This is a genomic window from Streptomyces sp. cf386 (assembly GCF_900103585.1).
GTDB lineage: Bacteria > Actinomycetota > Actinomycetes > Streptomycetales > Streptomycetaceae > Streptomyces.
Window position 1 is genome coordinate 209242 of record NZ_FNHV01000009.1, and the last position, 26292, is coordinate 235533.

The window sequence follows — 26292 nt, forward strand, 5'->3', positions numbered from 1 at the left end:
GGTGCGCAGCAGTAAAAGCCTATCCCACGGGGCGCGTCCCTGATTGGGCCAATAACCTGGCAGCTGGCTGGAGTTAGAGCCCGAGATCGGCCCAGACGGTCTTCCTCACAAGTAGTGGGATCGGACGTTGTCTTCGACAGCCGCCGCCTGCCCGTCCACCTTGGGAGCAAGACGAACGGATACTGCCTGTCAGTGGGGCGCGGTAAGGTCGACCAGGAATTTTGGCCCGAAAGGGCGTGAGGAGACAGCGGAGGTCGGACGGTGACGGCAGGAGGCTCGCGGCCGGTGCCCAAGCCGGGACCGCCGCGTCCGGCGCAGCAGTGGTTCCAGGACCGCCACTCCCCGTACCCCTGGGAGCAGGACGCTCTCGACCATGTACGCCGCCTGATGCCGGCCGCCGAGCCGTATCGGGCCTGGGCCACGTTCTCCTTCACCGCGCAGTCGGGCCGTATCAACGAGTGCGACCTCCTGATCGCGGTACCCGCCGGCCTTTACCTGGTCGAGATCAAGAGCCATCCAGGGCGCCTGGAGAACAACGGATCCACCTGGAACTTCCGAGGCTCCGACCGCACCCGGACGATCAACAACCCGCTGCACTTCAACGATGCCAAGTCGAAGGACCTCAAGAGCAGACTCCTGTGGGCGGCCCGCAAGCTGGGCATCCCCGAGCGCTCCGTGCCACGTGTGGAACCGGCGATCTTCCTCTCGGCTCCGGACCTCGAGAGCCATCTCGACGACGTCCAGAAGGTCAAGGTCTACGGTCGTGACGACCGCCCCACCGGCCTGAAGCGCATCTGGCAGGACTTCCTCGGCCTGCCGCCCGACCGCCCCGACCGCCGCATCACGCCCGACTTCTCCCGGAATACGCTGCCGCGTCTGCTGAAGGCCATCGGTGTCCAGCAGTCCACGGCCCATCTCAGGTTCGGCGACGCCTGGAAGCTGCAGCCGCACCCCCTGGACCGCGGGCAGTCCTGGGAGGACCGCCTGGCCACGCGCGACGACGGCCTCGTCCAGGAGGAGGGCCGCGTCCGCATCTACCTGGTCGGCCATATGGCCACGGAGGCCGCGAAGAAGTCGACCGATCGCGCGGCTCGCCGCGAGTACCAGGTCCTGCAGGGCATCACGCACCGCGGCATCGTCGAGGCCGTCGAGATCCGCGAGCACCAGGGCGGACCCGCGATCCTCTTCCGTCACCGGCACACGGACCTGCGCCTCGACCAGTACCTGGCCACCTATGGGGGCAAGCTCACCCCCGAGATCCGCCTCGACCTCGTACGACAGCTCGCCGAAGCCGTCCGTTACGCGCACAACCGCGCCCTCTACCACCGGGCCCTGGCGGCCAGTTCCGTCTACGTCTCCTTCCGGTCCGACGGAACGCGCCCCGAATTGCGCATCACCGACTGGCAGACCGCGGCCCGCGACTTCGACAGCAACGCCACCTTTTTCCGCTCCATCGGCGGCTCGGCACTCGACGCCGCTCTGATCGAGGACGCGGCCCGCCTCTATCTCGCCCCCGAGACCGACCAGCCGTACGCCGATCCGGCAGACCTGGACATGTTCGGGCTCGGCGCGGTCGCGTACCTGATCCTCACCGGTCAGCCTCCCGCCACTCAGCGCAGCGCGCTGAGCGAGCGGCTGCGCACCGACTCCGGGCTGCATCTGTACGCCGTCGCCGACGGTTTCTCGGACGTCCTCGACGACCTGGTCTTCAAGGCCACTCGCTCCGACGTTACCGAACGCCTCGGCTCCGCCGAGGAGTTCCTCGACCTGCTGGACAAGGCGGAGCGCGCCAGCGTGCTGCCCGAGGCGCCCACGGCCGTCGGCGTCGACCCGCTGGAGGCACTGCCCGGCCAGTCGCTCGACGCGGAATGGTCCGTACGCCGCGTTCTCGGCACCGGCGCCACGGCCCGCGCCCTTCTCGTGGAGCGCGTGGTCGAGGACGAGGACGGCCGCACACAGATCGACGAGCGAGTCTTCAAGGTCGCTCTGGACGAGCAGAAGGCCGAACGGCTGCGTGCCGAGGCGGGCGTCCTCAAGGAGGTCGGGGGCGGCGCGGTCGTACAACTGCGGGGGGAAGGGCTGCGCGAGATCGGCGGACGCACTGTCCTGCAGCTCGAGTACGCCGGTGAGCAGTCCCTGGGTGCCCGGCTGCGCGGCAAGGGCAAGCTGACCTACCACGAGCTGGAGCGCTTCGGCGACGATCTGTTCAGGGCGCTCGACCAGCTGGCCGCCAACGGAGTCCTGCACCGCGACCTGAAGCCCGACAACTTCGGCATCCACCACAGCAAGGACCGGATCTGGCGTCTGAAGCTGTTCGACTTCTCCCTCGCCGACGCCTCCGAGCGTGACATCAAGGCGGGCACGCGCGGCTACCTCGACCCCTTCCTCGGCTCCCTGCGGCGGCCGTACTACGACGACCACGCCGAGCGGTACGCGGCGGCCGTCACCCTGCACGAGATGGCCGGCGGTGAGCGCCCCATGTGGGGCGACGGACAGCTGGACCCGCTCACCAACGAGTCCGCCGAACTGTACGTCGCCTCCGAGCTGTTCGAGCCGGCCCTCAGGGACGGCCTCACGTCCTTCTTCCGGCGGGCGCTGCACCGCGACACCGAGCACCGCTTCGACACGCTGCGGCAGATGCACGACGAGTGGCGCGAGGTGTTCCGGGCGGCCGACGCGACCAAGCCGGCCACCACCCCGGCCACGGTCGGCGCCCAGGCCGAGGACGCGGAGGAGGCCCGTGACGCCGCCGCCGAGGCCGCGGACGCCGAGACCCTGCTGGACGCCGCAGGCCTGTCGCCCCGGGCCGTGTCCGTCGCGCACGGGCTGGGCGCCACCAAGGTGGGAGAGCTGCTCAACGTCCAGCCGTACGCGATCTCGAAGGCGCGGGGCGCGGGTGCGCTCGTACGCAAGGAACTCAACCGGCGCCGCAAGCAGTGGGCGATCGCCCTGCGGCAGCCCACCGGGGCCGACGTCCGACCCGCGGTACCGGCCGCGCGCGCGGCCGGTGACCCCGAGCCGGACGGATCGCTGCTCCTGTCGATAGACGACATGGCCGCCAGGCTCACCCCCGAACCCGGTCGCAAGGGTTCCCACCGTGCGCCGGTGGTCCGGCTCACGCTCGGTCTGCCGCCCGAGGAGGGCGGGCTGTCGCCGTTGGGCCCCTGGCCGGTCCAGGCCCGCATCGCCGACCACCTCAAGATCAAGCAGCCGCCGGTCTCCCGTCACCACCGCATCGAGATCAAGCAGTGGGCCGAGACGGACTGGTTGCGACGGGTGCGCGAAGAGCTGGTCGAGATCGTCACGGCGGCCGGGCGGGTCATGACCGCGCAGGAGGCGGCCGCCGAGCTGCGCGTCCGGCACGGCGCGGGCGACGACACCCCCGAGCGTACGCTCGCGAGGGCGCTGGCCGTGGTACGGGCCGCCACTGAGGCCGAGCTGTGGGACGGCGAGGGCGTGGAACAGCACGAGCCGCGCCTGGCTGTGCACCGACGAGGCGACACCGTACTGATCGCCGCGGAGTCGTTGCCCGGGACCGACGACCCGAGCCCCCGTGAACTGGCCGACTATGCAGCCGAGTTGGGGTCGGTGGCGGAGCGACTGGCACGTGAGGAGCCATTGCCGGGACGAGCCGCGGTGGTCCGGGACCTGCGCGCGGTGCCCGCCCCGGAGGGCTTCGCCCCGCTCGCGGACACCCGGCTGGTCGACCTCGCAGCCGCCGTCGCCGTGGGGACCGAGGTCACTCCGCGCCTGGAGCTGTACCCCCGTGACCTCAGCCTGGACCGCGCCCTGCGCATTTCGCAGGCAGGGGCGGGAGTACGACGGGACCGTGGCATCACCGTCGCTGAGCTGCTGGCGCGGCTGCGCGCGCGCTTCCCCGTGCTCGACGCGCTCTCCACAGAGCGCGAGCCGACGTACGTCGAGCTGGAGGACCCGCTCAGGGAGGCCCGCTTCGAGCTCCAGTACGACACCAAGCTGGAGCGGTTCTTCCCGCCGGCCCTGGAGACGGCCGGCCAGTGGACGTCCACCGGGACGGGCACCAGTTACGTGTCGCCCGGCCATGGCATCCCGGCGGTCGCGGAGGTGGACGGGGATCCGCACGCCGCCACCCGTGCCAGGCTCGCTTCCCGCGTTCAGCGTGGCGGGTTCCTCGCGCTGACCGTGAAGGGCAGCCGGCTGCCGGGTGCCGCCGGGGCGGTGGCCGCGGCGTTCCCCGTCGAACCGGTCGACCTGGGGCGGGAGTTCCTTGCCGAGTTCCGCGCGCTGGCGGCGGAGAAGGGGCAGGACTGGGAGAAGGTCCTGCGTGCCGACGCGGGCTCCGCGCCGGGGCAGATCAAGCGGGGTCTGGCTTCGTTCGTCCGCGCGGTCTGGGTACGTCTGGAGGCGGCCCTGCTGGAGCGGGCCTCGGCACCTCGCACGGTCCTCTTCCTGCATGATGCGGGGCTGCTCGCCCGGTACTGGGACGAAGGCGGCCACGACCTTCTGGTCCGGCTGCAGACGGCGGCCCGCCGACCGGCCGACGACCCGCACGGGCTGTGGCTGCTGTGCCCCGTGGACACGCGGACGCAGGTCCCGCACCTGGACGGGCGGACGGTCGAGGTGATCGGCGGCGACGGGGAACGGGCGTACCTTGACGGCGACTTCCTGACGGCGGTGGCTGCGGCGGCCTGAGCGCTCCGCTGGAAGTACCGCTTGGAAGCGCCGCGGTGTGCCGTCGGTCGTCTGTGGCGCCGTCGTCGCCGGTCGCTCAGTTCCCCGCGCCCCTTCGGGGCGCTCTCCGCCGCCTTCAAGGCCGCACGCCGGGATCTGCCTGTGGTCAGTGTGCGCGCCGGGAGACGCCCCCCTTGCGGCCGATGCCGAAGGCCAGGCGGTAGACGTCGGGGATGTCGACCGCGTAGTCGCGCAGGTCGGTGGCGCCCGCCGCTCGCCGTGTCATCACGCCGAGCCTCTCCAACTCGTCAATCAGCTCACGGTGGTTGTCGACATCCTCCGGGCCGCTGCCCTGCGAGCCGTTCGCCAGGACCTCGCGCAGCTTCGCGGAGAGGGAGGCGTCCCGCCAGTAGGCGAGGACCACGGACGGCTGCATCGGAACCTGGCCGCCCCGCAGTTGCTCGACGGCGACCGCCGCCCAGCGGATGTCCTCCGTGATCTCGTCCACGCGGATCTGGGAGGCGGTACTCACGGACGCGCGGATGGCGTCGTAGTGAAGGGCGTATTCGTGTTCGGGGTGCCGGTCCCGGCTGATGGTCGCCGCTGTGGAGACCGCCTGGAGGAGGGTGCGTGGACTCACCTGGCCCCTGCCGTCCTGCAGGTGGTTGGGAAGCCAGGTGTACGTGTGGCCGCGGCGGTGGCTCGGACCCATGTACGGGCCGGCCATCGTGACGAACAGATCGTGCTGGCGTTTCGGGGTGGCGATGACGTCGACGGGGGCGATGCACCGGCCTTCGCCCTCGCTGCGCCAACTGCCGGTCCACGAACGGAACTTCTCCGCCTCGGGGCTCGGGTGGTTGCCCAACTGGTGGTAGAGGAGGCCGTACAGGTTCTCCGTGGTCCAGGTCAGGTCGGTGGCGTTGGCGCCGAGTTTGGAGGCGTCGGGGAAGTGTTTGGGCGCGCTCTCGTACATGTCCGGGCGGACGAAGATCTTCGCCCGGATGGCGCTGGTGCTCATACGGAGATCCAGCGCCACCTCGAAGAGGCCGGACACCAGCTGGTCGACGACCGGCCTTTCGTTGTGGAGGTGCTCCAGGGCATCGAAGATCAGCAGGCGGGTGCGGCCGCTCTTGCGGGCCTCCTGGTCGATCGTCCACAGGGCGCGTTCGTAGGACTCCATGTGCTCGGCGACCCAGCGGACCCGCTTGTCCCAGCCTTCGATGCGCAGGATCTCCGGGGCCCCGAGTCCGGTCAGGACCACGGCTGACCAGAGGTGCCGGGGCTTGACGCCGTCCTCCACGAGTTTGCTGATGACGTTCTTGCTGGGGTGGTGCAGATTGGGCTCGCCGCCTGTCGCGTGGCCCGTGGCGACCGTCATCCGTTGCAGCCGGGGCATCATGTACGAGGCTGCGGCGATCTCGCGCATGCTGTCGTCGCTGAGGACCTTGGTCCACACGGTCTTGCCTGAACCGCGTGCGCCGCGCACCACCGTCACGTCGGGGTCCAGCGCACGCCGGTGGCTCGACGGCGTGAACAGCCGCGTGACGTCGGGGCTCACGGTGTCGGCGTCGAAGGCGCTGCCGGGGGCGGTGGCGAGCAGCGTCCGGTACTCGTCGGTGGACAGTGGGTCCCGGTCCGTCATGACAGCTCCTCGCTGGGGAAGACGAGTTGGTAGACCTCGTCGAGGAACCTCTTGTACGCGGCCTCCACGAAGGGCAGTTCGGGCCAGTCGCGGTCCTGGAGCGGGTCGAGGCCGATCAGGTCGTGGCTGAAGAGGATCGGGATGGGCGAGTGCGGGGCCTGGTCGTCCTCCAGGGCCGGGTGGTACGCGTCGAGGTCCGCGCCCTCCGCGTCGTCGTAGAGCGTGTCGGCGAACATCTTCTGGGCGTTGTCGCGGAGCTTGTGCAGGCGCTGTATGTCCCCGGCGGACCGGAACATGGCGGCCACGATCCGGAGTCGTTCGCGCAGGTCGACGGCCCGGTCCGGGCGCTGCTTCCACTGGGAGAACAGCATGCCGTAGCCGTACCAGGTGGACGGGTTGTCGACGGTGAAGAGCAGGGACAGCCCGCTGAGCTGGGTGAGGGTGACGGCGGCGATGTCGTGAATGCCGGCGCGGCTGTCGAGCAGGACGACGTCCGGCTGCCGAGAGACCGCGGCCACCTGCGCCTCGCAGGCGGCGATGGCCTCCTCCAGCCGTACACAGAACGGCTTGGGTGTGCCGCCCGGTTCGGCGGCCGGAAGGTCGCTGTAGATGCGGTTCAGCTTTGCGAGGTAGTCGTAGTCGTCGCGGGGGCGGCCTCCGGCGGGGGCCAGCCAGATCTCGCCGTTGCCCTGGGTGGGAGTGAAGAACGAGCTCTGGGTGACGAGATCCAGCTCGTCCGCGTTGCCGACGCCGGCTTCGACCAGGTGGTCGACGATGCCGTGCTCGGGCAGTTCGTCGAGGCCATGCAGGAGCGTGGAGACTCCCGGGGACTCCAGGTCGAGGTCGACGACGAGGACGCAGTGGCCCTTGTCGGCAAGGTGCCGGGCAAGGACGGCGGTGGCGGTGGAGCGCCCGACGCCGCCTTTGAAGCCGTACAGGGCGACGCGCCGCTCTCGCACCTCGGGCTGCGGTGAAGCGCCTGGTGCGGCTTCCCGGGCCCAGTCGGCGCCCACGACGGTCCGTTCGAGTACGGCGACCCTGCCTCGGTGGCCTGGCTCGCCCTCGTCCTGCACGATGAGTTCGCGGGAGCCGAAGAACATCTCCGGTGCGAACATCGTGGACGCGGCCTGGACGGGTTGGGGGCCTGCGAAGGCCTGGGTGTCGCTTCGGAACGCCGCTGCGAGCGATTCCAGCTCCTCGGCGGACAGTGGCTCGGACTCGTCGTCAATCAGGAGCGACGCACGCCCGAACAGGTCGCGTACGAGGACGGTGTCCCGGCCGGTTTCGGCGGCCCGGTGGGCGTGGCCCAGGGCGGCGTGCCACGCGGCGTCGAATCGGGTCGGGTTCATGGGGCGGGCGCCTGCTTTTCCACTTCGGCTCTGGCTTTGGCTTGGCTTCGGCTGCGTTTGTGCTTTGTGCTACTTCGCCTGTTGGTAGGCGGCGATCACGGTACGGGCCGCGGTGAGGTGACGTTTCACGCGCTGATCCGATATCTGGCTGCTGTCACGGTAGCGGTGGGCCACGTCCCACTCGTCGGCGGATTCCCGGAAGGGGTTCTGCTGGGGGATCTGCGCGAGGACGGTGGCACCGCGGTGGCCATTGGCGAGTAGGAGGAGCTGGTCCCAGACGTGGGGGAGGTGACCGTGTTCGGAGGCCTTCCTCGCCTTCTCGATCTGGGTCTTGCTCGGCGCCGCCGGGTTGTTCCTGATCGCAGGGCTGTAAGGGATCCCGAGCGGGGTGTCCTGTTTGGAACCGAAGAAGTCGAGGAGCATCGCCTTGATGACGCACTCCGCCGCGATTCCGGCCAGGTGGTCGGCGGGGCCGAAGAGCGGGGGTGACTTGGCGAGTTGCGTTGCCGCGTCGTAGTGGCCGCGGCCCACCTCCAAGAAGGAGTGTTGGTGGGCGGGTACGGGTGCGGGTGTCGGCGTAGGTGCTCCGGGTGCCGGGGCTGCGGGTGTGGTCGAGGCCGCCGGGACCGGAGGAGGTGTCTGAGCCGTCACGGTGATCACCTTAGCGGCGTGATCATGGCAGATGAGAGTACTTTGCCATGACTCCTGCGGGATCTGTTTCGGTCGACGGTGCTGGCAGGATTGGGACGCGAAACCGTGTAGCGATGTGCGGTGGGTGACGTGGTGCTGCGAGAGGGATGCGAAGAGTGACGGTCACGGGCCAGGGTGAGCGGGCGGGGCTGGATCAGGCGGCGCTGCTGAAGGATCTGCGGCGGCAGGTCGTCGTCCTGGAGGACGATCTGCGTGCGCGCAGTGAGTCCGAGGAGGAGTACCGCGTCCGGCTGGAGTCCGAGTACCGGCGGGCCCGGGAGGCGCAGCGTACGGCGGCGACGTATGGGGCTTGGCGGGACGAGCGGGTGACTCAGGCTGCCGTGGCTTGGGTGCTGGCCTGTGTCTTCGTACGGTTCTGTGAGGATCACGGGCTGATCGAGGCGCCGTTCATCGCCGGGCCCGGGGAGCGGTTGGTCGAGGCGGAGGAGCGGCATGAGGTGCACTTCCGTGAGCATCCCGACCACAACGACCGGGACTGGCTGCTTGCGGCGTTCGAGCATCTTGCGGAGGCCCATGAGACCGTGGCCGGTCTCTTCGACCGCGCGCACAACCCGCTGTGGGAGCTGATGCCGAGCTATGAGGCCGCGACGGAGTTGTTGCGGTTCTGGCGGCGGTGGGACGCGGACGGGCGGATCGTTTACGACTTCTCGTATCTGGACTGGGATACGCGGTTCCTCGGTGACCTGTATCAGGACCTGAGTGACCATGCCCGGAAGACGTACGCGCTGTTGCAGACGCCGGAGTTCGTCGAGGAGTTCATCCTCGATCTGACGCTGGAGCCGGCCATCGAGGAGTTCGGGCTGGATCCCGTGGCGGAGGGGCCAGGGGGCGTCGAGCGGCGGGGGCTGCGGACGATCGACCCCGCGTGCGGGTCCGGGCACTTCCTGCTCGGGATCTTCGAACGGCTCGTGGAGAAGTGGCGGGAGGCGGAGCCCGGTGCGGATGAGTGGTCGGTGGTGCGGAGGGCTCTGGAGTCCGTCCACGGGTGCGACAAGAATCCGTTTGCGGTGAGTATCGCTCGGTTCCGGTTGTTGGTTGTGGCTATGCGGGCTGCGGGGGCTGAGCGGTTGGCGCTCGCGCCGGTGTTTCCCATCAATGTGGCGGTGGGGGACTCGTTGCTGCATGGGCGGGATGCGGCGGGTATTCAGACGGATTTGGGGACGTTGTTTGCGGAGGTGGAGGGGGGTGGCTCTGAGGGGGGAAGCGCCTTTGTTTATTCTACGGAGGATGTGGGGGAGTTCGCTGGGCAAGTGGATTTGCTGGGGCGGGGGTCGTATCACGTTGTGGTGGGAAATCCGCCGTATATTACGGTGAAGGATAAGCAAGAAAATGAAAACTATAGGGGTGCGTACGATGCTTCCGCAGGGAAGTATGCCTTGTCGGTGCCATTTGCGCAGAGGCTCTTTGAGCTGGCGTTGAGGGGAGTGGGTGGCAGCAGGGGTGGCGGAGGTTTCGTCGGCCAGATCACCGCCAACTCTTTCATGAAACGGGAGTTTGGTAAGAAGCTCATCGATATCGTCTTCCGTGATCGGGTCGAGCTGTCACATGTGATCGACACGTCGGGAGCATTCATTCCTGGGCATGGAACGCCGACCGTGATTCTGGTGGGGCGCAACCGGGTGCCGCGTCCTGAGCGCACGGTGCGGGCAGTTCTGGGGGTTAGAGGAGAGCCATCACAGCCCGATGTTCCGGCGGAGGCGGCTGTCTGGCGGGCGATTGTTGAGCAGGTGGATAGGCCTGGCAGTGAGTCCCAATGGGTGTCAGTGGAGGACACTCCGGCCCGCAATTTTTCTTCGCATCCTTGGTCGGTGAGCGGCGGCGGCGCGGGTTCACTTCTGGAACGCCTTGAGGAGGCGACGGTGGGGAAGCTCGGCGCCATCGCGGACTCTGCAGGTATCAGCTCCGTGACAGGCGAGGATGATCTATTTTTGCTTCCTGCGGGCGGTGCTGCGGGACGCTTGGCGGTAGCGCAGACGCGGCCAATGATTACCGGCGATGTGACCCGAGACTTCATGGCGCGGAGCGAGGTGGAGGCGATCTGGGTTTACGGGGACGACTTTGAGACTCTCCCTCTGGAAAGCATCGGCACCACTGCACGAATTCTCTCGGTCTACCGAGCAGCTATCTCTCATCGGCGACGTTTTGGTGTGCCGATGTTGGAACGTGGCATGTCTTGGTATGAGTGGCAAGAGCTATACCCGAGCAAACTGCGGACACCGCTGTCGATCGCGTTTGCCTTCGTGGCGACACACAACCACTTTGTACTGGACCGGGGCGGAAAGGTATTTAATCGATCTGCGCCTGTAATCAAGCTTCCTGCAGAGGCGAGCGAGGAGAAGTACCTCGAACTCTTGGGCTTGCTGAACTCGTCGACCGCTTGCTTCTGGCTGAAGCAAGTGAGTCACGACAAGGGCAGCCAGTCCGGCACTGGTGGATTCATGCACGATGAGTGGGAGCGATTTTATGAGTTCACCAGTACCAAGCTTCAAGAGTTCCCAATTCCTGATCGGTTGCCGCTGGTCACGGGGCGGCTATTGGATTCTCGTGCTCAGAGAGTGATCCAGTTTGACGCATCGACTGTTTGTGAGTCAGGGCTGCCGACACGTACCGTCCTCGATAGTGCTCGCGCCAAGTACACAGACCTTCGTCAGCAGATGATTGCTCTTCAAGAGGAGTTGGACTGGCAGGTGTATGGCCTGTACGGTCTGTTGTCTGCCCATGACGCAGTGCGGACAGCCGTCACGTCTCCCGAGCAGGTCGATATCCCCCAGGTGCAGCTCGGGGAGAGGGCTTTCGAGATCGTGTTGGCTAGGCAGGTGGCAAGTGGTGACGCAGAAACCGTGTGGTTTGACAGACACGGATCGGCCCTCGTCACCGAGATTCCAGAACGTTGGCCCCGCTGGTACCGAGACATCGTGCAAGCCCGTATCGACATCATTGAGGCTCGCAAGGACATTGGCCTCATCGAACGGCCGGAGTGTAAGCGACGGTGGTTCGTCGAACCTTGGGAGAAGAAAGAGAAGGACGCTCTGCGTACCTGGTTGCTGGACCAGTGTGAGAATCCGACGCTGTGGTTCACTCTCCGCGAGGGGGTGAAGCAACCTCGTACGCTCACCGTCAACCAGCTTGCGGATCTGTTGAGTTCCGATGCCGACTTCACTGCTGTTGCCGCACTGTACGCCAGGGATCACCTAAAGAAGCCGGACCTGCCAATTGGGCAGGTGCTGGCTGACGTTGTCGCCGATGAGCATGTGCCGTACCTCGCTGCCATGCGGTACAGGGACGCGGGGCTGCGTAAGCGTGAGCAGTGGGAGGGAGTCTGGGAGCGGCAGCGACAGGAGGACCGGACTGGACAGCGGCTCGATATCCCCGTCCCACCAAAGTACTCATCCGCAGACTTCCTGAAGACGTCCTATTGGTCCAACCGCGGCAGGCTCGACGTACCCAAGGAGCGGTTCATCTCCTATCTGGAGGCCGGGCCCGAGGCGGACCCGACCACACTGCTCGGGTGGGCCGGGTGGGATCACAAGGATCAGGCTCAGGCGCTCATCAACCTCATCGAGGACCGTACGGAGCAGAGCGGTTGGCACACCGAGCGGCTCACCCCGCTGATCGCTGGGTTGCATGAGGTCATGCCCTGGGTGCGGCAGTGGCACGGTGAGTACGACGCCGAGTGGGAGTCCGTGCCGGCGGAGGACTGCGATGCCTTCCTGGACGAGCAGATGGGCAAGCACCGGCTCAGCGCGGCGGATCTCAAGGCATGGCGGCCGGTGAAGCGCGCGCGAGGGCGGAAGGCCGCCGTCTCGAAGAAGGCGAGCGCCCCGGAGCAGCCCGCCCTCGACGTCGAGTAGGCGGAACGTGGCGGTGGGGCTGGCGGGGTTCAGAACTCGGCCAGCCCCACGGGCGTTGGGCGGGTGTCAGACTTGGGCGTCTGCTGCGTACGCGACGAAGGTCGACCACGTGGTGCGGGAGAGGGCGAGCTGGCCGCCCTCCTTGTCCTTGGAGTCCCGGACGTGGACGGCTTCAGGGCAGTCAGCGACTTCGACGCAGTTGTCGCCCTCGCTACCGCTATAGCTGCTCTTGAACCACGCCGGTTCCGTAGTGCTCATAGCGCTCCTCGCATGTGTTCCAGCAGGCTCACCGTGGCCCTGCAATCGAGGGCCTGCGCACGCAGCTTGCCATAGCGCTGGAGCAGGACGCTCACGTCCTTCGATGCCGTGATCAGGGTGCTGGAACGCTGACCCTCGGTGTAGCCGATCCACTGGTTGTCAGGAGTCTCTGCCAGGTACATCTGGCCGTCAACGCCCGCGTGGTCCTCCTGCCGCAGTGGCATGAGCTGGATCTCCACGTTGCGCAGCTTCCCGACCTCCAGGAGGTGCTCGATGAGGGCCTTTGTGACGCTCGCTCCACCCACCCGCCGTTCCAACAGCGCCTGTTCGATGACGAAGCTGAAGGCCGTGTTCGGCTTCTGCGTCAGGAGTTGCTGTCGCTCAAGTCGTGCCGCAGTCTCGCGTTCCACTTGCTCCTCGGTCACCGGCGGCAACCTTCGATCAAAGATCGCCCGGATGTAAGCCTCCGGCTGCAACAACCCAGGAACTGCCCGGCACTCATACGCATAAAGTGAGATCGCCTCCTCCTCGATCCCCGCCCACTGCACGAACCACGAAGCCAGCCCCTGCCTCCGCGTCAGATGCCGTGCCGCCGCCTTGAGCACCCTCGGCGCCTGTAGAACCGCCCCGGTCCGCTCGATGAACCTCACCGACGGAAACCGTTTCCCCTGCTCCAGCTTGGCCACCGCATGTACGGAGTACCGCACCTGCGGAGCGAACTCCTCCTGCGTCAGGCCCGCTTCCTCCCGCAGCGCTTTCAGGACCGCGCCGAAGCTCTTGAGGCCGTCCGACACTTCCGGTTCACTGCTCGCGACGCCGTCCAACACGCCCGGCCCACCTCCCACGTACCCCACCGGGACATCAACCCACCCATGGTTACGGGGCGTCACCCACCCTGTCCACTCAGTGAACCCACCCAGCCGCGGCTGTACCAGCGTCGTGTCTGTTGAACCGCTCTCCCTCCCACAACGCTGGACCGCATGACCGCACCTCAGGCCCAACCGGCCGTCACCGTACGTGTGTTCTTCCAGAGGCTGAGCGCGACCCGGCGCGGCGCCCGCCTCGCCCGCCACCTCGCCACGCACCAACTCGACGCCTGGGGCATCCCGTTCGGCTCGGACCTCTCCGACACCGCCGCCCTCGTCGTCGCCGAGCTGGCGTCCAATGCCGTACTCCACGCCCGCGTACCCGGCCGCGACTTCGCCCTCCGCCTTGAACACCGTACGGACGCGCTCCGAATCGAGGTCGCCGACGCCCGAGGTGACCGCCCCCTCGCCGCACAGCCACCCGCGACCGCCACCACGGACGCAACCACCGATCAAGACCACGGCCGTGGCCTCGTCATCGTCGGCGCCCTCGCCTCCCGTTGGGGCGTCACCGACCGCCAAGGGCCCGGCAAGGCGGTCTGGGCCGAGATCGACCTCCTCGACAGCGCCCCGAGTATCCGTCATGGCATCGGAACCGCCGGAGGGGTCGGCCGCTGCCAATAGTGCAGCACCGGAGGATGCGCGACCTCCTCCCCGAGATCGGAGGTCAGCAGGTGATGCCGGGCAACCGCGTCGTCGACGATCTGCCGCCACCACTCCAGCCTGTCCGGGCCCGCGTCGGCCGAGATCAACTCATCGTGCAGCGCGTACAGCTCACACGTGTTGTGCCACTGCGACTCGCGTACGCCGGCGTTGCTCTCGCTGAAGCGGGACAACTCGGCGCCCTCGCACACCGCGCACCCACACGTCCACGGATCGACGCGCGCGAACCAGTTCTGCAGCACCTCCACCCGGTGGTACTTCAGCAGGTCGCGGACGAGCACCACCGGATACGGCCGCCAGCCCCGGCCCTTGCGGCGCGGGTCCATGCCGTGACGGAGCATGGCGGTGACCCCCACCGCCGTGCCCAGGGCGCCGTGCGCCAGAGCGTCGAAGGCGGCCAGGTCCGTGCGCCACAGCAGCAGCCGCGGGCACGACCGGCACAACACGCGCAGGCCCTCGGCCACCCCCACCCGCTCCAGCGGGTCCTTGTAGTGCTGCATGATCAACGCCACGGGGTGCCGACTGTCCCGTACCGCCTCCACCAGATGCAACAGTGACTCGTCCCGCAGCCAGCGGTAGCTGCACGGCAGCAGAACGACCGTGTCCGTTCGCTCCAGCAGGTTGGCCTGGTTGATCACGGCACGCAGCACGCGCGCGTCGGCGTCCTCGTCCGGCGGCGGTATGAAACAGGTCGGGGTCACCGCGAACGCCGCTTTGTTGGCCAGCTGGCCGTTCAGGACCTCCTCCAGGCCGGAGTGGTCCAGCGCGTGCCAGCCGTCGGACGCCTGATAGCCGAAGGGGCGGTCGGCGGTCGCGACCCGGTGTTCGTGGCCGCCGTAGTCGACGGCCACGACGGTGTCCGGGTAGCTGTTGCGTATGTTCCGGCACCTCGCGGCGGCATCGGCACCCGTGAGAAGCAGGCCCCCGGTGTGGCCGTCGATGTGCGGCAGCAGGCCGATCGCCGACCTGTCGTTCACCATGATCAGTAACCTGTCGCGCAGTAAGCCCTCGATCCCGGTGCTCCCCATGTGGTCCCCCTCGCGGTCATCAAGCACGCTGGCATGTCCCGCTGGTCACGAGTGTCAGAGCCGGTTGAAAAGGAGCACAAGACGGTCGTATGCGGGCTTAAGTGGTTCTCGGCCAGGCTGTCGACGGGCCTACACCCAGGTGAAAGTCACGGAGAGATGCTCACTGGTCGCTTTGCGTGAGAGATTCGTGCGCTCGAGTCGCTCAACGTGACACCAGCGTCACGCAACTTGCGTCTGGCCTGGGCACAAGGCATGGCAAGACTGGCAAGATTGGATGTCGCGCGTGAGATCGGGGAGATCGGCGCGCCCCGACTGCTGCCGAGTGAGGGAACGAGAGCCGGATGCCCACCAGCGAACTCTTCCTGCGGGATGTCATCGACATCAAGGAAGACGTCCATGCCGGCGATTTCAAGGTCGAGCTGTCCGGCGGGTTCACGGAAACCGATGCCCGCGTCGCGGAGTACGTGGTCACCGAGCAGCTGCAGGGGGCCTTCCGGAGCGCGCTCGGGCTGGTCGGGGCGGCGGTCAGGTCGGGGAACTCGCACGCTGCCTATCTGCATGGTTCGTTCGGTGCCGGTAAGAGCCACTTCCTGACCGTGCTGCATGCCGTGCTGAACAACAGCGCTGCGGCCCGCTCCAAGCCGCGGCTGCAGGAGGTCATTGCCGAGCACGACGACTGGCTGCGCGACAGCAAGTTCCTCATGGTGCCCTACCACCTCGTGGGCTCCACCGACCTGGACTCGGCCATCCTCGGCGGCTACGTCCACGCCGTGCGCTCCCTCGACGGGAACAAGCCGACCCCCGCCGTCTACCGGGCCGACTCCGCGCTCACGGACGCACGTAGGCAGCGGGAGTTCCTCGCCGACGATGCCAAGTTCGTGCAGTGGCTCGGGGACGGGGCCACCGTGGTGACCCCGGGCGGCGGTGCCGTCGGCGCGGACGGCGATGACGACGACCTCGACATGCTGGACGCGGACGACGCCGCCCCGGCCGCCGGGAGCTGGACCTCCGCCGACCTGGACCGTGCCTTCGAGGCGCCCGCCGGGGACCCGTACCGCGAGGCGCTCGTGTCCGCCCTGCTCTCCGGGCCCATGGCGGCGTACGCGCAAGGAGCCCGCGGCGACAAGGACGCCTTCGTGCCGCTGGAGAACGGGCTGTCGGTCATCTCCCGGCACGCCAAGTCCCTCGGCTACGACGGCATCGTGCTCTTCCTCGACGAGCTGATCCTCTGGCTCCAGGCGCACATGGGCGAGCAGGACTTCGTGCGCGACCAGGTGCAGCGGCTGGTCAAGCTGATCGAGTCCGGCGACACCGACCGGCCCGTACCGATCGTGTCCTTCATCTCGCGTCAGCGCGACCTGTCGCAGCTCATCGGCTCCGACGTGGCGGGCGCCGAGGTGCAGAACCTGGAACAGCAGATCGAGTATCTCGCCGGACGCATCGACGTCGTCAATCTGGAGGACAGCAACCTCGTCGAGATCATCAAGCGCCGTGTGCTGGAACCGAAGCCAGGGATGGAATCGGCCCGCGACGAGGCCTTCACGCTCGTCGAGTCGTCCAAGGACGAGGTCCGGCAGGTGCTGCTCGACGCCCACGGGCGGACCGAGGCCAGCTGGGACGACTTCCGCACCCTGTACCCGCTCTCGCCCGCGCTGCTCAACGTCCTCGTAGACCTCTCCGGAGCGCTCCAGCGCGAACGCACCGGTCTCAAGCTCGTCCAGGAACTGCTGCGGCGCCGACGCGACGACCTGAGGATGGGGGAGCTGATCCCGCTCGGCGATCTGTGGGACGTCATAGCGTCGGGCACCGGCGAGGCGTTCACCGCCAAGCTGCGCCGCGAGTCCGAGATCGCGCACCGCTTCCACGCGCGCGTACGGGCGCATCTGCTGGAGAAGTACGGGTCCGTCGACGATCCGCGCTACCGGCGGGACGACCGGCTCGTCAAAACGCTGCTGCTCGCCGCGCTCGCCCCCAACGTCCCGGCTCTGGCACGGCTGACCGGTGGGCGGCTCGCCGCCCTCAACCACGGCACGATCAGGGCCCGGGTGGGGTCGGCCGGATCGATCGCGGTGAAGGCGCTGCGAGACCTCCAGGCCCAGGGTTTCGGGGAGCTGAGGAGCGAGGGCGACGCCGACCCGGTGTTCCATCTGCACCTGTCCGACCTGGACGTCGAGCCGCTGCTCGAAGAGGTCCAGGGGGTCGCTGACAAGGGCGGACACCGGCGGCAGTGGGTCAAGGACCAGCTGTGGGCGGCCTTCGGCATCAAGGACACACAGGCGTTCGTGTGCGAGCGCGAGATCGTCTGGCGGGGCACCAAGCGGACCGCCGAGTTCGTCTTCGGGAACGTGCGGGATCCCCATCTGCCCGACGAGCAGTTCGAACCGCAGACGGACGGCAACATCCGTTTCGTACTGGACTATCCCTTCGACGAGCCGCAGCGCTCGCCCATCGAGGACGTCCACCGGATCGAGGCCCTGAAGCGGTCGGGACGGACCGGGAACACCATCGTCTGGCTGCCCGACTTCTTCTCCGAGCAGCGGGCCCGGCAGCTCGGACGACTCCTGAAGATCAACTATCTGCTGGAGCGCGACCGACTCGACGACGTCACCGCCACCCGCCCGACCGAGGAACGGATCCAGATCCGCCACCAGCTCAAGGCGCAGAGCGACAATCTCACCACTCAACTCTCCGCCGTACTGGAGCAGTTGTACGGGATCAGTAAGGCGGAGGCCGCGAACGTCGGAGCCGAGGTCCCGGCGGACCAGCACGTGTGGTCGCTGCGGCCCGGCTTCACGCGGCAGAAGCCCGAGCCCGGAATCGGCTTCGAGAAGAACCTCTACGCCCTCGCGGACGAGATGTTCGCCGTGCTCTACCCGAAACACCCCGACTTCGACCCCGCCCTCACCCGCAAGCCGGTCACCCTGCGCGAGCTGAAGACGGCGCTCGAATGGATCGGCCGGGCCATGGAGAGCGGCGAGCGACGCATCGTCGTCGACAGCCACCAGCTGGCCATGGTGAAGAAGATCGTGCACCCGCTGGGACTGGGCGAGGTGTACGACGGTCCGCTGAACGTCAGCCGTGAGTGGCGGCTGCGGATCAACCAGAAGGCCGCCGACGCGCACGCCGGGACGGACCTGTCCGTCGAGGACATCCGCAGGTGGATCGGCCAGCTCGGGTTCACCGGCCTGGAGAAGAACGTCAGCAACCTGATCATCGCCACCTACGCACTGCTCGACGACCGGACGTGGGTGTACCAGACCTCACCGCTGCGGCAGGCGCCGGAGCTGGACAAGATCGGTCCCGGCTACGGACTGCGCGCCGTCGAGAAGCCGACCGACGAGGAGTTCGCGACCGCGCGTGAACGGGCCGGAAGGATCTTCGGGGTTCACGTACCGCCCGCGCTCATCGCACTGAACGTCGCCAAACTCGCCACCGGCGTGAAGGAAGTGGCCGAGAGGCATCGCGATGCCGTGAGCGGGGTCCGGTCCGTGCTGCAGAAGCGGGCCGGGGAACTGGGGCTGCAGGGCCCCCAGGGGGCGGACGCCCCGCGGATGAGGTCCATGAAGGCCGCGGCGGACCTCGTGGCCCGGCTCGGGCGCACCGACGACGCGGCCCTGGTGGTGCGCGAGCTCGCGTCGGTGGCGTACGACGTGACCGACCAGGAGATCGGGGCAGCCCTCAAGCAGGCCCCCGAGGTGCTGGCCGCGCTCGACGACACCAACTGGAAGCTGCTGGGCAGCGTGCGCGGCTTCACCGGCCGGGACGACGGGGTGGGCGACCGGGCCGCACGGTTGATCCAGGTCATCGAGGAGACCGCGAACGACCACGAGCAGGCCCGCTCGCTCGTCCCCGTACTCGAACAGCTCCAGGACCGGGCGCTGGCCCTCGTCAACGAAGTCGCACGCCTCGCGCAGGTCGCCCAGCCCGTGCCACCTCAGCCGCAACAACCACAGCCGACCGCCGACGACATCAGCTTCACGGAACACGGGAAGCCGGTGATCCCGTCGGTGCCCGTCGTGCCGGAGGACACGCCGCAGCAGGTCGACGGTGGCGGGCGGCCGGTCGAGGTACCCGCTCACGCCGTACGCCCGGGGGCTCCGCATGTCGTCGAGCCCACTCGGCTCGAAGCGTCCCTCGCCGCCACGGTCGCCGACGTGGAGGAGGAGATCAGGTCGTACCTCGCCACCCATCCGGGCACCCGCATCCAGGTCACCTGGCGCCCCGTGCCCACCGGCGACCAGGAGCAGGAGACCGGACGCTGATGGGCGCCGCCCTGCCCCAGGTGGGCCGCCGCACCATCGAGGCCCTGCTCGCCACGCACGCCTCCGGGCTCAAAGAGCGGCGTCTCGTCCTGGTGCACGGGCGCTACACGGCCGGCGCGCCCGAGGAGTTCACCGTGCGGACGGGGGAGGAGACGAGGCGCGTCCGCGTCAGCCACCAGGCGTCCGTCCTGGGCATCCTCGAGGAGTGGACGAAGCACCGGGACAAGGCTGCCGGTGCGGACCTGCTCGTCGTCACCACCGGCGTCGACGACGGTCAGATCGGCTGGGACCTGCGCGGGCAGGCGGTACGGCGGCAGACGCTCACGGTGGAGAACGCCGAAATCGTCATGCAGCGCTTCGGAGCGGCCGGACTCGATCCGCGCATGTACGACGAAGGATGGCTGCTGGAGGCGCTGCTCGACGCCGAGCCGTCCCGGGGGTGGACACGCGCGGGCTCCGTCCTGACGCGGGACGCGGCGCTGCGCGCGCTGGTCGTGGCCCGGCTCGGGCTGGGCGACGGCGACGACGGGGCGGCCCCGGCTGCGGGGACAGTCGTCGATCTGGACGCCTTGCTCACCTGGTCCCGTACACCTGCGGGGCCCCTGCGCTTCGCTGAGTTGGACCAGACCGAACGGGATGAGCTGAAGAAGTGGCTCGGTGAGACCACGGGCCCGGCGGCACCGGTCCTGATGTCCCTGGCCGAGACCGGGCGCGGACCGGACGCGATGCCGCTCGGTCTGCTGGGAGCCGTCCTGCGCGACCAGGCCGCGAGCCCGGACGTGGTGCTCGCCGTGGGCGGGCTGTTCGGCCAGGTGATGCCGCGCCGGACCGAACTGCAGTCCTTCACCGAGGCCGTCGAGGGCGCCCTCATCCGCTGGATCGGGGAGGCCCGGCACAACGCCGACGCACTGGAGCGGGTCTCCGCCGTCCTCAAGCGCGCCGACGAGCTCGCCGAGGACGCCGGACTCACCACGGCTCTCGAATCCAACCGCTTCCTGCCGTCCAGCTTCACGGCCCAGCTGCGGCACGTGACGGCAGCGGCCCGTACCTCCCCCGAAGCGGGGGAAGCGGCCCTGTCCGAGCTGAACGCGCACATGCTGGCCCGGCTGAACACGGACCGCGTCGGCGTGGCCGAGATGGCCGTACGCATCGCCCGCTGGCTGTCCCTTCCGCGGCCCTCGGTGGCGTCGGTGGCGGCCGGAGTACGGGACCAGGCAGGGGACTGGGGCTGGGCGGACCGGGCGCTCGCCGTTCTGTGGGCCGGCGACCCCGAGGGTGACGCCGCCGTGGGCGAGGACCTTCGCGCGCTGTACGACGCGGCCCGAGAGCGGCGCGAGTGGCTGGACGAGGAGTTCGCCCGGCGGCTCGCCTCCTGGGTACCGAACGCCACCGCGCTCCACCCCGGCGGCTGCCTGGTCGTCGAGAACGTACTGGCCGAAGCCGTCAGGCCGCTGGTCGGCGATACGGCTCCGCTCGTTCTGGTCTTGGACGGCATGAGCTCTGCCGTCGCCGCCCAACTGGGCGAGGAGGTCGAGCGCGAGGGCTGGACCGAGGCCGTGCCCAGCAAGGCGGGCTCGGAAGAAGAGCCGCGGCGGATGGCCGCGGTCTCCATGCTCCCCTCGGTCACCGAGGTCAGTCGTGCGTCCCTGCTCACCGGAACAGCGGTCAAGGGCGGGCAGACGAAGGAGAGTTCGGGCTTCGCCGCCTTCTGGAAGCAGCGGCGTCTCGACGGGCTGCTCTTCCACAAGGCCGGGATAGAGGGAGGAGCGGGAAGGTTCCTCTCCGAGGAGATCATGGCCGCGCTCGCCTCGGATGCGGTCGTCGGCGTCGTACTGAACACCATCGACGACGCCCTCGACAAGGGCCAGCAGGGGCGGCGCACCCAGTGGAGCCTGGGTGACGTCACCTACCTGCGAGAACTGCTGTCGGCGGCCAAGGGGTACGGGCGCCCGGTCGTGCTCGTCGCGGACCACGGGCATGTGCTGGAGAGGGGCGCCAGCCAAGGACCTGGGGGTGACGAGAGCGCGGGGCCCGGCTCGGCCCGATGGCGTACCGGCGCGGCGAAGGACGGCGAGGTCCAGCTGTCGGGGCCGCGCGTCCTGGAAGGCGGCGGCAGCATCGTCGCGCCCTGGCGGGAGGACATCCGCTACACCGGCCGCCGGGCCGGGTACCACGGCGGAGCCGCGCTCGCGGAGGTCACGGTGCCGCTGCTCGTCCTGGTGCCCGACCGCGACCTGGTGCCGAAGGGGTGGGAGGCCCTGCCCCGGGAGCAGGCCGTCCCTGGGTGGTGGGCCCCCTACAAGGGCGGGCGGCCCGAGGCCGTGGCAGCGCAGGAGCCACCACGCAAACCGAAGCGGGGCAAGCCGAAGGAGCAGCACGCGGGCGAAGGACTCTTCGCCGCTGCCGACGTCGTAGTGCCGGCCGCGGACGGAGCCGCCCCTGCCACCCTGGGCGAGCGGGTGGTCGCCAGCGAGGTGTACGAGGCGCAGAAGGAGTACGTCCGCAAGGCTCCCGAGAGCAAGGTCGTGGCGGCCGTCATCGACGCGCTGGCCGGGGCGGGCGGCACCATGTCGCCGGCCGCGCTCGCTGGCGCCATCTCGGCGACCGGGCGGGTGCGGCGCAACATCGACGGGTTCATCGCCACCGTGCAGCGGCTGCTCAACATCGAGGGCTACCCGGTCCTCGGCTTCATCGACGCCGGGCACACGGTGAAACTCGATGTGACCCTGCTGCGCGACCAGTTCTTCCCGAAGGAGCCGACGTGACGCCGATGACGCCGTCGCCCGACGTGAGCGCGGTCCGGCGGCGGGAGGTCGTCGACGCACTGCGCCGGGGCACCGTGCCGCACTCCGGGCTCGACCTCTTCGCGGTCGGCCTCGACCGGTTCACCGGCGCCCTCGACGAGGACGTGGCCACGGTGGCGCGGGGCGGGGCCGCCTTCCACGCCATCCGCGGCGAGTACGGATCCGGCAAGACCTTCTTCGCACGCTGGCTCGCCGAGCGGGCCAAGCGCGCCGGGCTCGCCACGGCCGAGGTGCAGATCTCCGAGACGGAGACACCTCTGCACCGGCTGGAGACGGTGTACCGCCGGCTCACCGAGCGGCTGTCCACGGCGACCCACCAGCCCAGTGCGCTGCGCGCGATCGTCGACTCCTGGTTCTACACATTGGAGGAGGAGGTCCTCGACAACGGGGACGTGGACGAGGACGACGAGGTGGCGCTGGCAGCGGCCGTCGACGTACTGATGGAGCGTCGGCTTGCCGATGTGGCCCGCACCACGCCGGCGTTCGCCGCGGCGCTGCGCGGGTACCGGCGCGCGGTCGCGGCCGACGACGCGGCGACCGCCGAAGCCCTCATCGCCTGGCTCGGCGGTCAGAAGTCCGTCGCGGCGTCTGCCCGTAGGGCCGCCGGAGTCCGGGGAGACCTCGACCACTTCGCGGCCCTCGGCTTCCTGCAGGGACTGCTCACGGTGCTGCGTGACTGCGGCCATCCCGGCCTGCTGGTCGTCCTCGACGAGATCGAGACTCTCCAGCGGGTACGTGGTGATGTGCGGGAGAAGGGGCTCAACGCTCTACGGCAGCTTCTCGACGAGATTGACGCGGGGCGCTTTCCCGGGCTGTTTCTCGTCATCACCGGGACCCCGGCATTCTTCGACGGTCAGCAGGGAGTGCAGCGGCTTCCGCCGCTGGCGCAGCGGCTGGCGACCGACTTCAGCACCGACCCGCGATTCGACTCTCCGCGAGCGGTCCAACTGCGGCTTGCGGGCTTCGACTTGGAGCGGCTCGGCGAGTTGGGCAGGCGGGTGCGCGACCTGTACGCGGGTGCTGCCCGGTATCCGCAGCGAGTCGAGCAGCAGGTGGACGACGCTTATCTCATGGAACTCGCCACTGCCGTCACCGGCGGACTCGGGGGCAAGGTCGGGGTAGCGCCCCGCGTCTTCCTGCGCAAGCTCGTCGCCGATGTGTTGGACCGGGTGGACGAGTTCGAGGACTTCGATCCGCGCAAGCACTACGCGCTCACCATCGCGGACGGCGAGCTGACCGAAGTGGAACGCAACGCGGCGGCCGCACGCGCGGACGACATCGACCTGGAGATGCCGTGAGCGGCATCGACGATCTCGAACCCGCGCTGGTCCACCACATCGTCAACACGCTCGGCTGGCCCGGACTGCGCCCTCTGCAGGAGGAGGCCATCGGGCCGCTGCTCGCGGGCGACGACGCGATCCTTCTGGCACCCACCGCCGGAGGGAAGACAGAGGCCGCTTCGTTTCCGCTGCTGTCGAAGATGGTGCAGCGGAAGTGGTCAGGGACGTCCGTCCTCTACGTGTGTCCGCTCAAGGCGCTGCTGAACAACCTGCTGCCCCGGCTGGAGACGTACAGCTCGTGGCTCGGACGCACGGCCGCCCTGTGGCACGGGGACGTCACCTCCGGCGCGCGGAAGCGGATCCTGGCCGCGCGGCCCGACATCCTGCTCACCACGCCGGAGTCGCTGGAGGCGATGCTGGTGAGCGCGAACGTCGATCACACGTCCTTCTTCTCCGGACTGCGCACCGTGGTCGTCGACGAGGTGCACGCCTTCGCCGGGGACGACCGGGGCTGGCATCTGCTCGCGGTCCTGGAGCGGCTGCAGCGCGTCGTCGGACGCCCCGTCCAGCGCGTCGGGCTGTCCGCCACGGTCGGTAACCCTGAGGAGCTGTTGCTGTGGCTGCAGGGATCCGGAGCGGGGAAGCAGCCGTCCGTGGTGGTGGCACCGCATCTGGCCGATCCGCAGCCGGAGACACAGGGAGCGATGTCGCCGCCCCTGGCGGACATCGAGCTCGACTATGTGGGTTCCGTCGACAACGCGGCCACCGTGATCGCGGCCCTGCACCGCGGCGAGAAACGGCTCGTCTTCTGCGAGTCCCGTCGGCTCGTCGAGGAGCTGGGCGAGAAGCTGCGAGCAAAGGGCGTGACGACCTTCCTCTCGCACGCCTCCCTTTCGGTCGACGAACGCCGTCGCGCGGAACAGGCATTCGCCGAGGCCCGCGACTGTGTCATCGTCTCCACGAGTACCCTCGAACTCGGCATCGACGTCGGGGATCTGGACCGGGTCATCCAGATCGACGCCCCGCTCACCGTCGCCTCCTTCCTGCAACGGCTCGGCCGCACCGGACGCAGGCCCGGGACGTCACGCAACTGCCTGTTCCTCGCGCTGGACCGCGATGGACTCCTCGGCGCCGCGGCCCTTCTCCTGCAGTGGTCGCGCGGCTGGGTGGAGCCTGTCGTGGCCCCGCCGGAGCCGCGGCACATCGTGGCCCAACAGCTTCTCGCGCTGTGCCTGCAGGAACCGCAGGTCGGGGACCGTCTCTGGCAGGAGTGGTGGAATGGCCTCGGCCCGTTCGGCCAGTCCGCCGAGCCGATCGTCCGGCACCTGGTCGACAACGGCTACCTGAACCAGGACGGCGGACTCCTGTTCATCGGCCCCGAGGCGGAACGGCGCTTCGGGCACCGGCACTTCATGAACCTCACGGCGGTCTTCACCGCGCCTCCCCAGTTCACCGTGCTGCAAGGCCGCCGGGAGATCGGCAGGACCGATCCGAGCCTTCTCACCGAACGGATCGACGGACCAAGGCGGTTGCTCCTGGCCGGGCGGAGCTGGCAGGTCACGTACATCGACTGGAAGCGCAAGCGGTGCTTCGTCGAACCCGTCGACGGCGGCGGCAGAGCAAAGTGGAGCGGTGCCGGGCTCGACTTCGGCATCTCCTTCGAACTCACCCGCGCAGTACGAGAAGTGCTCCTCGGGGCTAACCCGCCGGTGGACCTCACGGCGCGTGCGGAGAAGTACCTGGCCGAAGCACGGGAGCACTTCATGGAAGAGGTGCACCCCGGAGGCACGGTGATCACCCGCGGTTCCGGAGGATACGTGAGGTGGTGGACATGGGCCGGCCATCGGGCGAACGCCACACTCTCGGCGACGCTCGCTGAGGTCGCCGTACCTGCCCAGCAGATCAACGACTGCTGGATCCGGCTGCGTGAGGACCTCAGCCCGGACGCCTGGAAACAGGTTTCGGTCGCCGCCTCGGACCATCTGTGCCTGCCGGAGGTCGACGAGCGGGCGGTCAAAGGACTGAAGTTCGCGGATGCACTGCCGCCGAGGCTCGCCGAATCGACGCTGGCAAGGCGGCTGGCGGACCTGGAGTCGGTAGCGCGAGTGCTGTCTGAACCCGTGCGGTTCGTTGCACGGCCATGATGAGTGCTTGGGTCAAGCCAGGAGTTGCGTCAGGGCGTGAGTCTTCGGGCAAACAGGCTTTGAGCGAGCCTCACGCGAGTCGGCCGATTCCGCCTCCGGTTGAGGGCCGCTGCAGACTGCCGCTTACCTCCCAACGTCGTGCTGCTGCAGCTCCAGGCACCTCAGCCATTGAACAAGAGCCGCCCTTGCCATCCGCAGCGAATCCTCTGCAAACCACTCGTCCGCGAAGCCGGTCCTCGCCGTCCGCCGTACGACGACGACCAGATATTTGGCCACAGCCGTGAGGCGTTCCCTGTGCGCCACTGCCAGGAGACCGTCGTGCTCCGCGTCGGCCCCGTACGTGGATGGCACCCCGCGCGGCTCGGTCTCGCGAGGCCGGGACACGTCGGCCGGCGACGAGCCGACCTCAACGGCCGCCTCCCGGCCCACAATCCGATTCAGCAGGCGTAGTGACGCCAACGACTGCAGCACCTCGCCGACGATCGCTTCGAGATCCGCCAGGTCTGCTGCTACCTCTTCCCCGGCTTCCTGGGTGAGTGGTTGCCCCAGGCGTTCCCCGGCAGCCTCGCCGTGTGCACCAGCTTCATCGATCACGCAGTAGTGGCGTTCAGCCCGGCGAATGCCGCTCCATCGCGGCGATCGAGGCTCTCAGCATCCCCGCCGTATCCTCGCCGAAGACGAAGATTGCGCAACACCAGGCGATGACCATGACCAGGGCCCAGCAGTTGATCGTGGCCCGAACTGTACGCCGACGAGGGCCTGCACTCTGCTCAGTGAGGGTTTG

At 68.7% G+C, this 26292-nt stretch carries 14 protein-coding genes; 7 read left to right on the forward strand and 7 right to left on the reverse strand.

Going from position 1 to position 26292, the window contains the following annotated elements; all coding sequences use genetic code 11:
- Positions 1-285: 285 nt before the first annotated feature.
- Complete coding sequence (pglW, locus tag BLU79_RS24155; protein WP_093907959.1) at positions 286-4671, forward strand: BREX system serine/threonine kinase PglW; 4386 nt, start codon at positions 286-288, stop codon at positions 4669-4671.
- 145 nt (positions 4672-4816) lie between these two features.
- On the opposite strand, the gene BLU79_RS24160 is transcribed toward pglW, so the two are convergent.
- The 3 genes from BLU79_RS24160 to BLU79_RS24170 form a co-directional block, all read right to left on the reverse strand.
- A complete protein-coding gene (locus BLU79_RS24160) occupies positions 4817-6292 on the reverse strand; it encodes a hypothetical protein (RefSeq protein ID WP_093907960.1) in 1476 nt (491 codons plus the stop codon).
- Positions 6289-7641 carry a KGGVGR-motif variant AAA ATPase gene (locus tag BLU79_RS24165; RefSeq protein ID WP_093907961.1) on the reverse strand — a complete coding sequence of 451 codons (1353 nt, stop codon included), beginning with the start codon at positions 7639-7641 and terminating at the stop codon, positions 6289-6291. The genes BLU79_RS24160 and BLU79_RS24165 overlap by 4 nt, the downstream gene beginning before the upstream one ends.
- Positions 7642-7710: 69 nt before the next feature.
- Positions 7711-8292 carry a hypothetical protein gene (locus BLU79_RS24170; RefSeq protein ID WP_305657748.1) on the reverse strand — a complete coding sequence of 194 codons (582 nt, stop codon included), beginning with the start codon at positions 8290-8292 and terminating at the stop codon, positions 7711-7713.
- Positions 8293-8438: 146 nt separating this feature from the next.
- Here BLU79_RS24170 and pglX point away from each other — a divergent pair, with 146 nt between their 5' ends.
- A complete protein-coding gene (pglX, locus tag BLU79_RS24175) occupies positions 8439-12203 on the forward strand; it encodes a BREX-2 system adenine-specific DNA-methyltransferase PglX (RefSeq protein WP_177001157.1) in 3765 nt (1254 codons plus the stop codon).
- Positions 12204-12269: 66 nt separating this feature from the next.
- Here the strand turns inward: pglX and BLU79_RS24180 are convergent, their stop codons facing one another.
- Both BLU79_RS24180 and BLU79_RS24185 read right to left on the reverse strand, forming a co-directional pair.
- Positions 12270-12461, reverse strand: a complete 192-nt coding sequence (locus BLU79_RS24180) for a DUF397 domain-containing protein (RefSeq protein WP_093907964.1) — start codon at positions 12459-12461, stop codon at positions 12270-12272.
- Positions 12458-13288, reverse strand: a complete 831-nt coding sequence (locus BLU79_RS24185; protein ID WP_093907965.1) for a helix-turn-helix domain-containing protein — start codon at positions 13286-13288, stop codon at positions 12458-12460. The genes BLU79_RS24180 and BLU79_RS24185 overlap by 4 nt, the downstream gene beginning before the upstream one ends.
- A gap of 153 nt (positions 13289-13441) precedes the next feature.
- On the opposite strand from BLU79_RS24185, the gene BLU79_RS24190 reads away from it, so the two are divergent.
- A complete protein-coding gene (locus BLU79_RS24190) occupies positions 13442-13951 on the forward strand; it encodes an ATP-binding protein (RefSeq protein ID WP_177001158.1) in 510 nt (169 codons plus the stop codon).
- Here the strand turns inward: BLU79_RS24190 and BLU79_RS24195 are convergent.
- Positions 13909-15018 carry a hypothetical protein gene (locus BLU79_RS24195; RefSeq protein WP_093907966.1) on the reverse strand — a complete coding sequence of 370 codons (1110 nt, stop codon included), beginning with the start codon at positions 15016-15018 and terminating at the stop codon, positions 13909-13911. The genes BLU79_RS24190 and BLU79_RS24195 overlap by 43 nt on opposite strands.
- A gap of 341 nt (positions 15019-15359) precedes the next feature.
- On the opposite strand from BLU79_RS24195, the gene BLU79_RS24200 reads away from it, so the two are divergent.
- From BLU79_RS24200 to BLU79_RS24215, 4 genes are read left to right on the forward strand one after another with little or no spacing between them, the layout of a single operon-like run.
- Complete coding sequence (locus BLU79_RS24200) at positions 15360-19280, forward strand: BREX-2 system ATPase PglY family protein (RefSeq protein WP_093907967.1); 3921 nt, start codon at positions 15360-15362, stop codon at positions 19278-19280.
- Positions 19280-22045: a BREX-2 system phosphatase PglZ gene (gene pglZ / locus BLU79_RS24205; RefSeq protein WP_093907968.1), complete on the forward strand. Its 2766-nt coding sequence runs from the start codon at positions 19280-19282 to the stop codon at positions 22043-22045. The genes BLU79_RS24200 and pglZ overlap by 1 nt, the downstream gene beginning before the upstream one ends.
- A gap of 5 nt (positions 22046-22050) precedes the next feature.
- Positions 22051-23382, forward strand: a complete 1332-nt coding sequence (gene brxD / locus BLU79_RS24210) for a BREX system ATP-binding protein BrxD (RefSeq protein ID WP_093908136.1) — start codon at positions 22051-22053, stop codon at positions 23380-23382.
- Positions 23379-25508: a DEAD/DEAH box helicase gene (locus BLU79_RS24215; RefSeq protein WP_093907969.1), complete on the forward strand. Its 2130-nt coding sequence runs from the start codon at positions 23379-23381 to the stop codon at positions 25506-25508. Before brxD ends, BLU79_RS24215 begins: the two co-directional genes overlap by 4 nt.
- 123 nt (positions 25509-25631) lie before the next feature.
- On the opposite strand, the gene BLU79_RS24220 is transcribed toward BLU79_RS24215, so the two are convergent.
- Positions 25632-26102 carry a hypothetical protein gene (locus BLU79_RS24220; RefSeq protein ID WP_093907970.1) on the reverse strand — a complete coding sequence of 157 codons (471 nt, stop codon included), beginning with the start codon at positions 26100-26102 and terminating at the stop codon, positions 25632-25634.
- Positions 26103-26292: the final 190 nt, after the last annotated feature.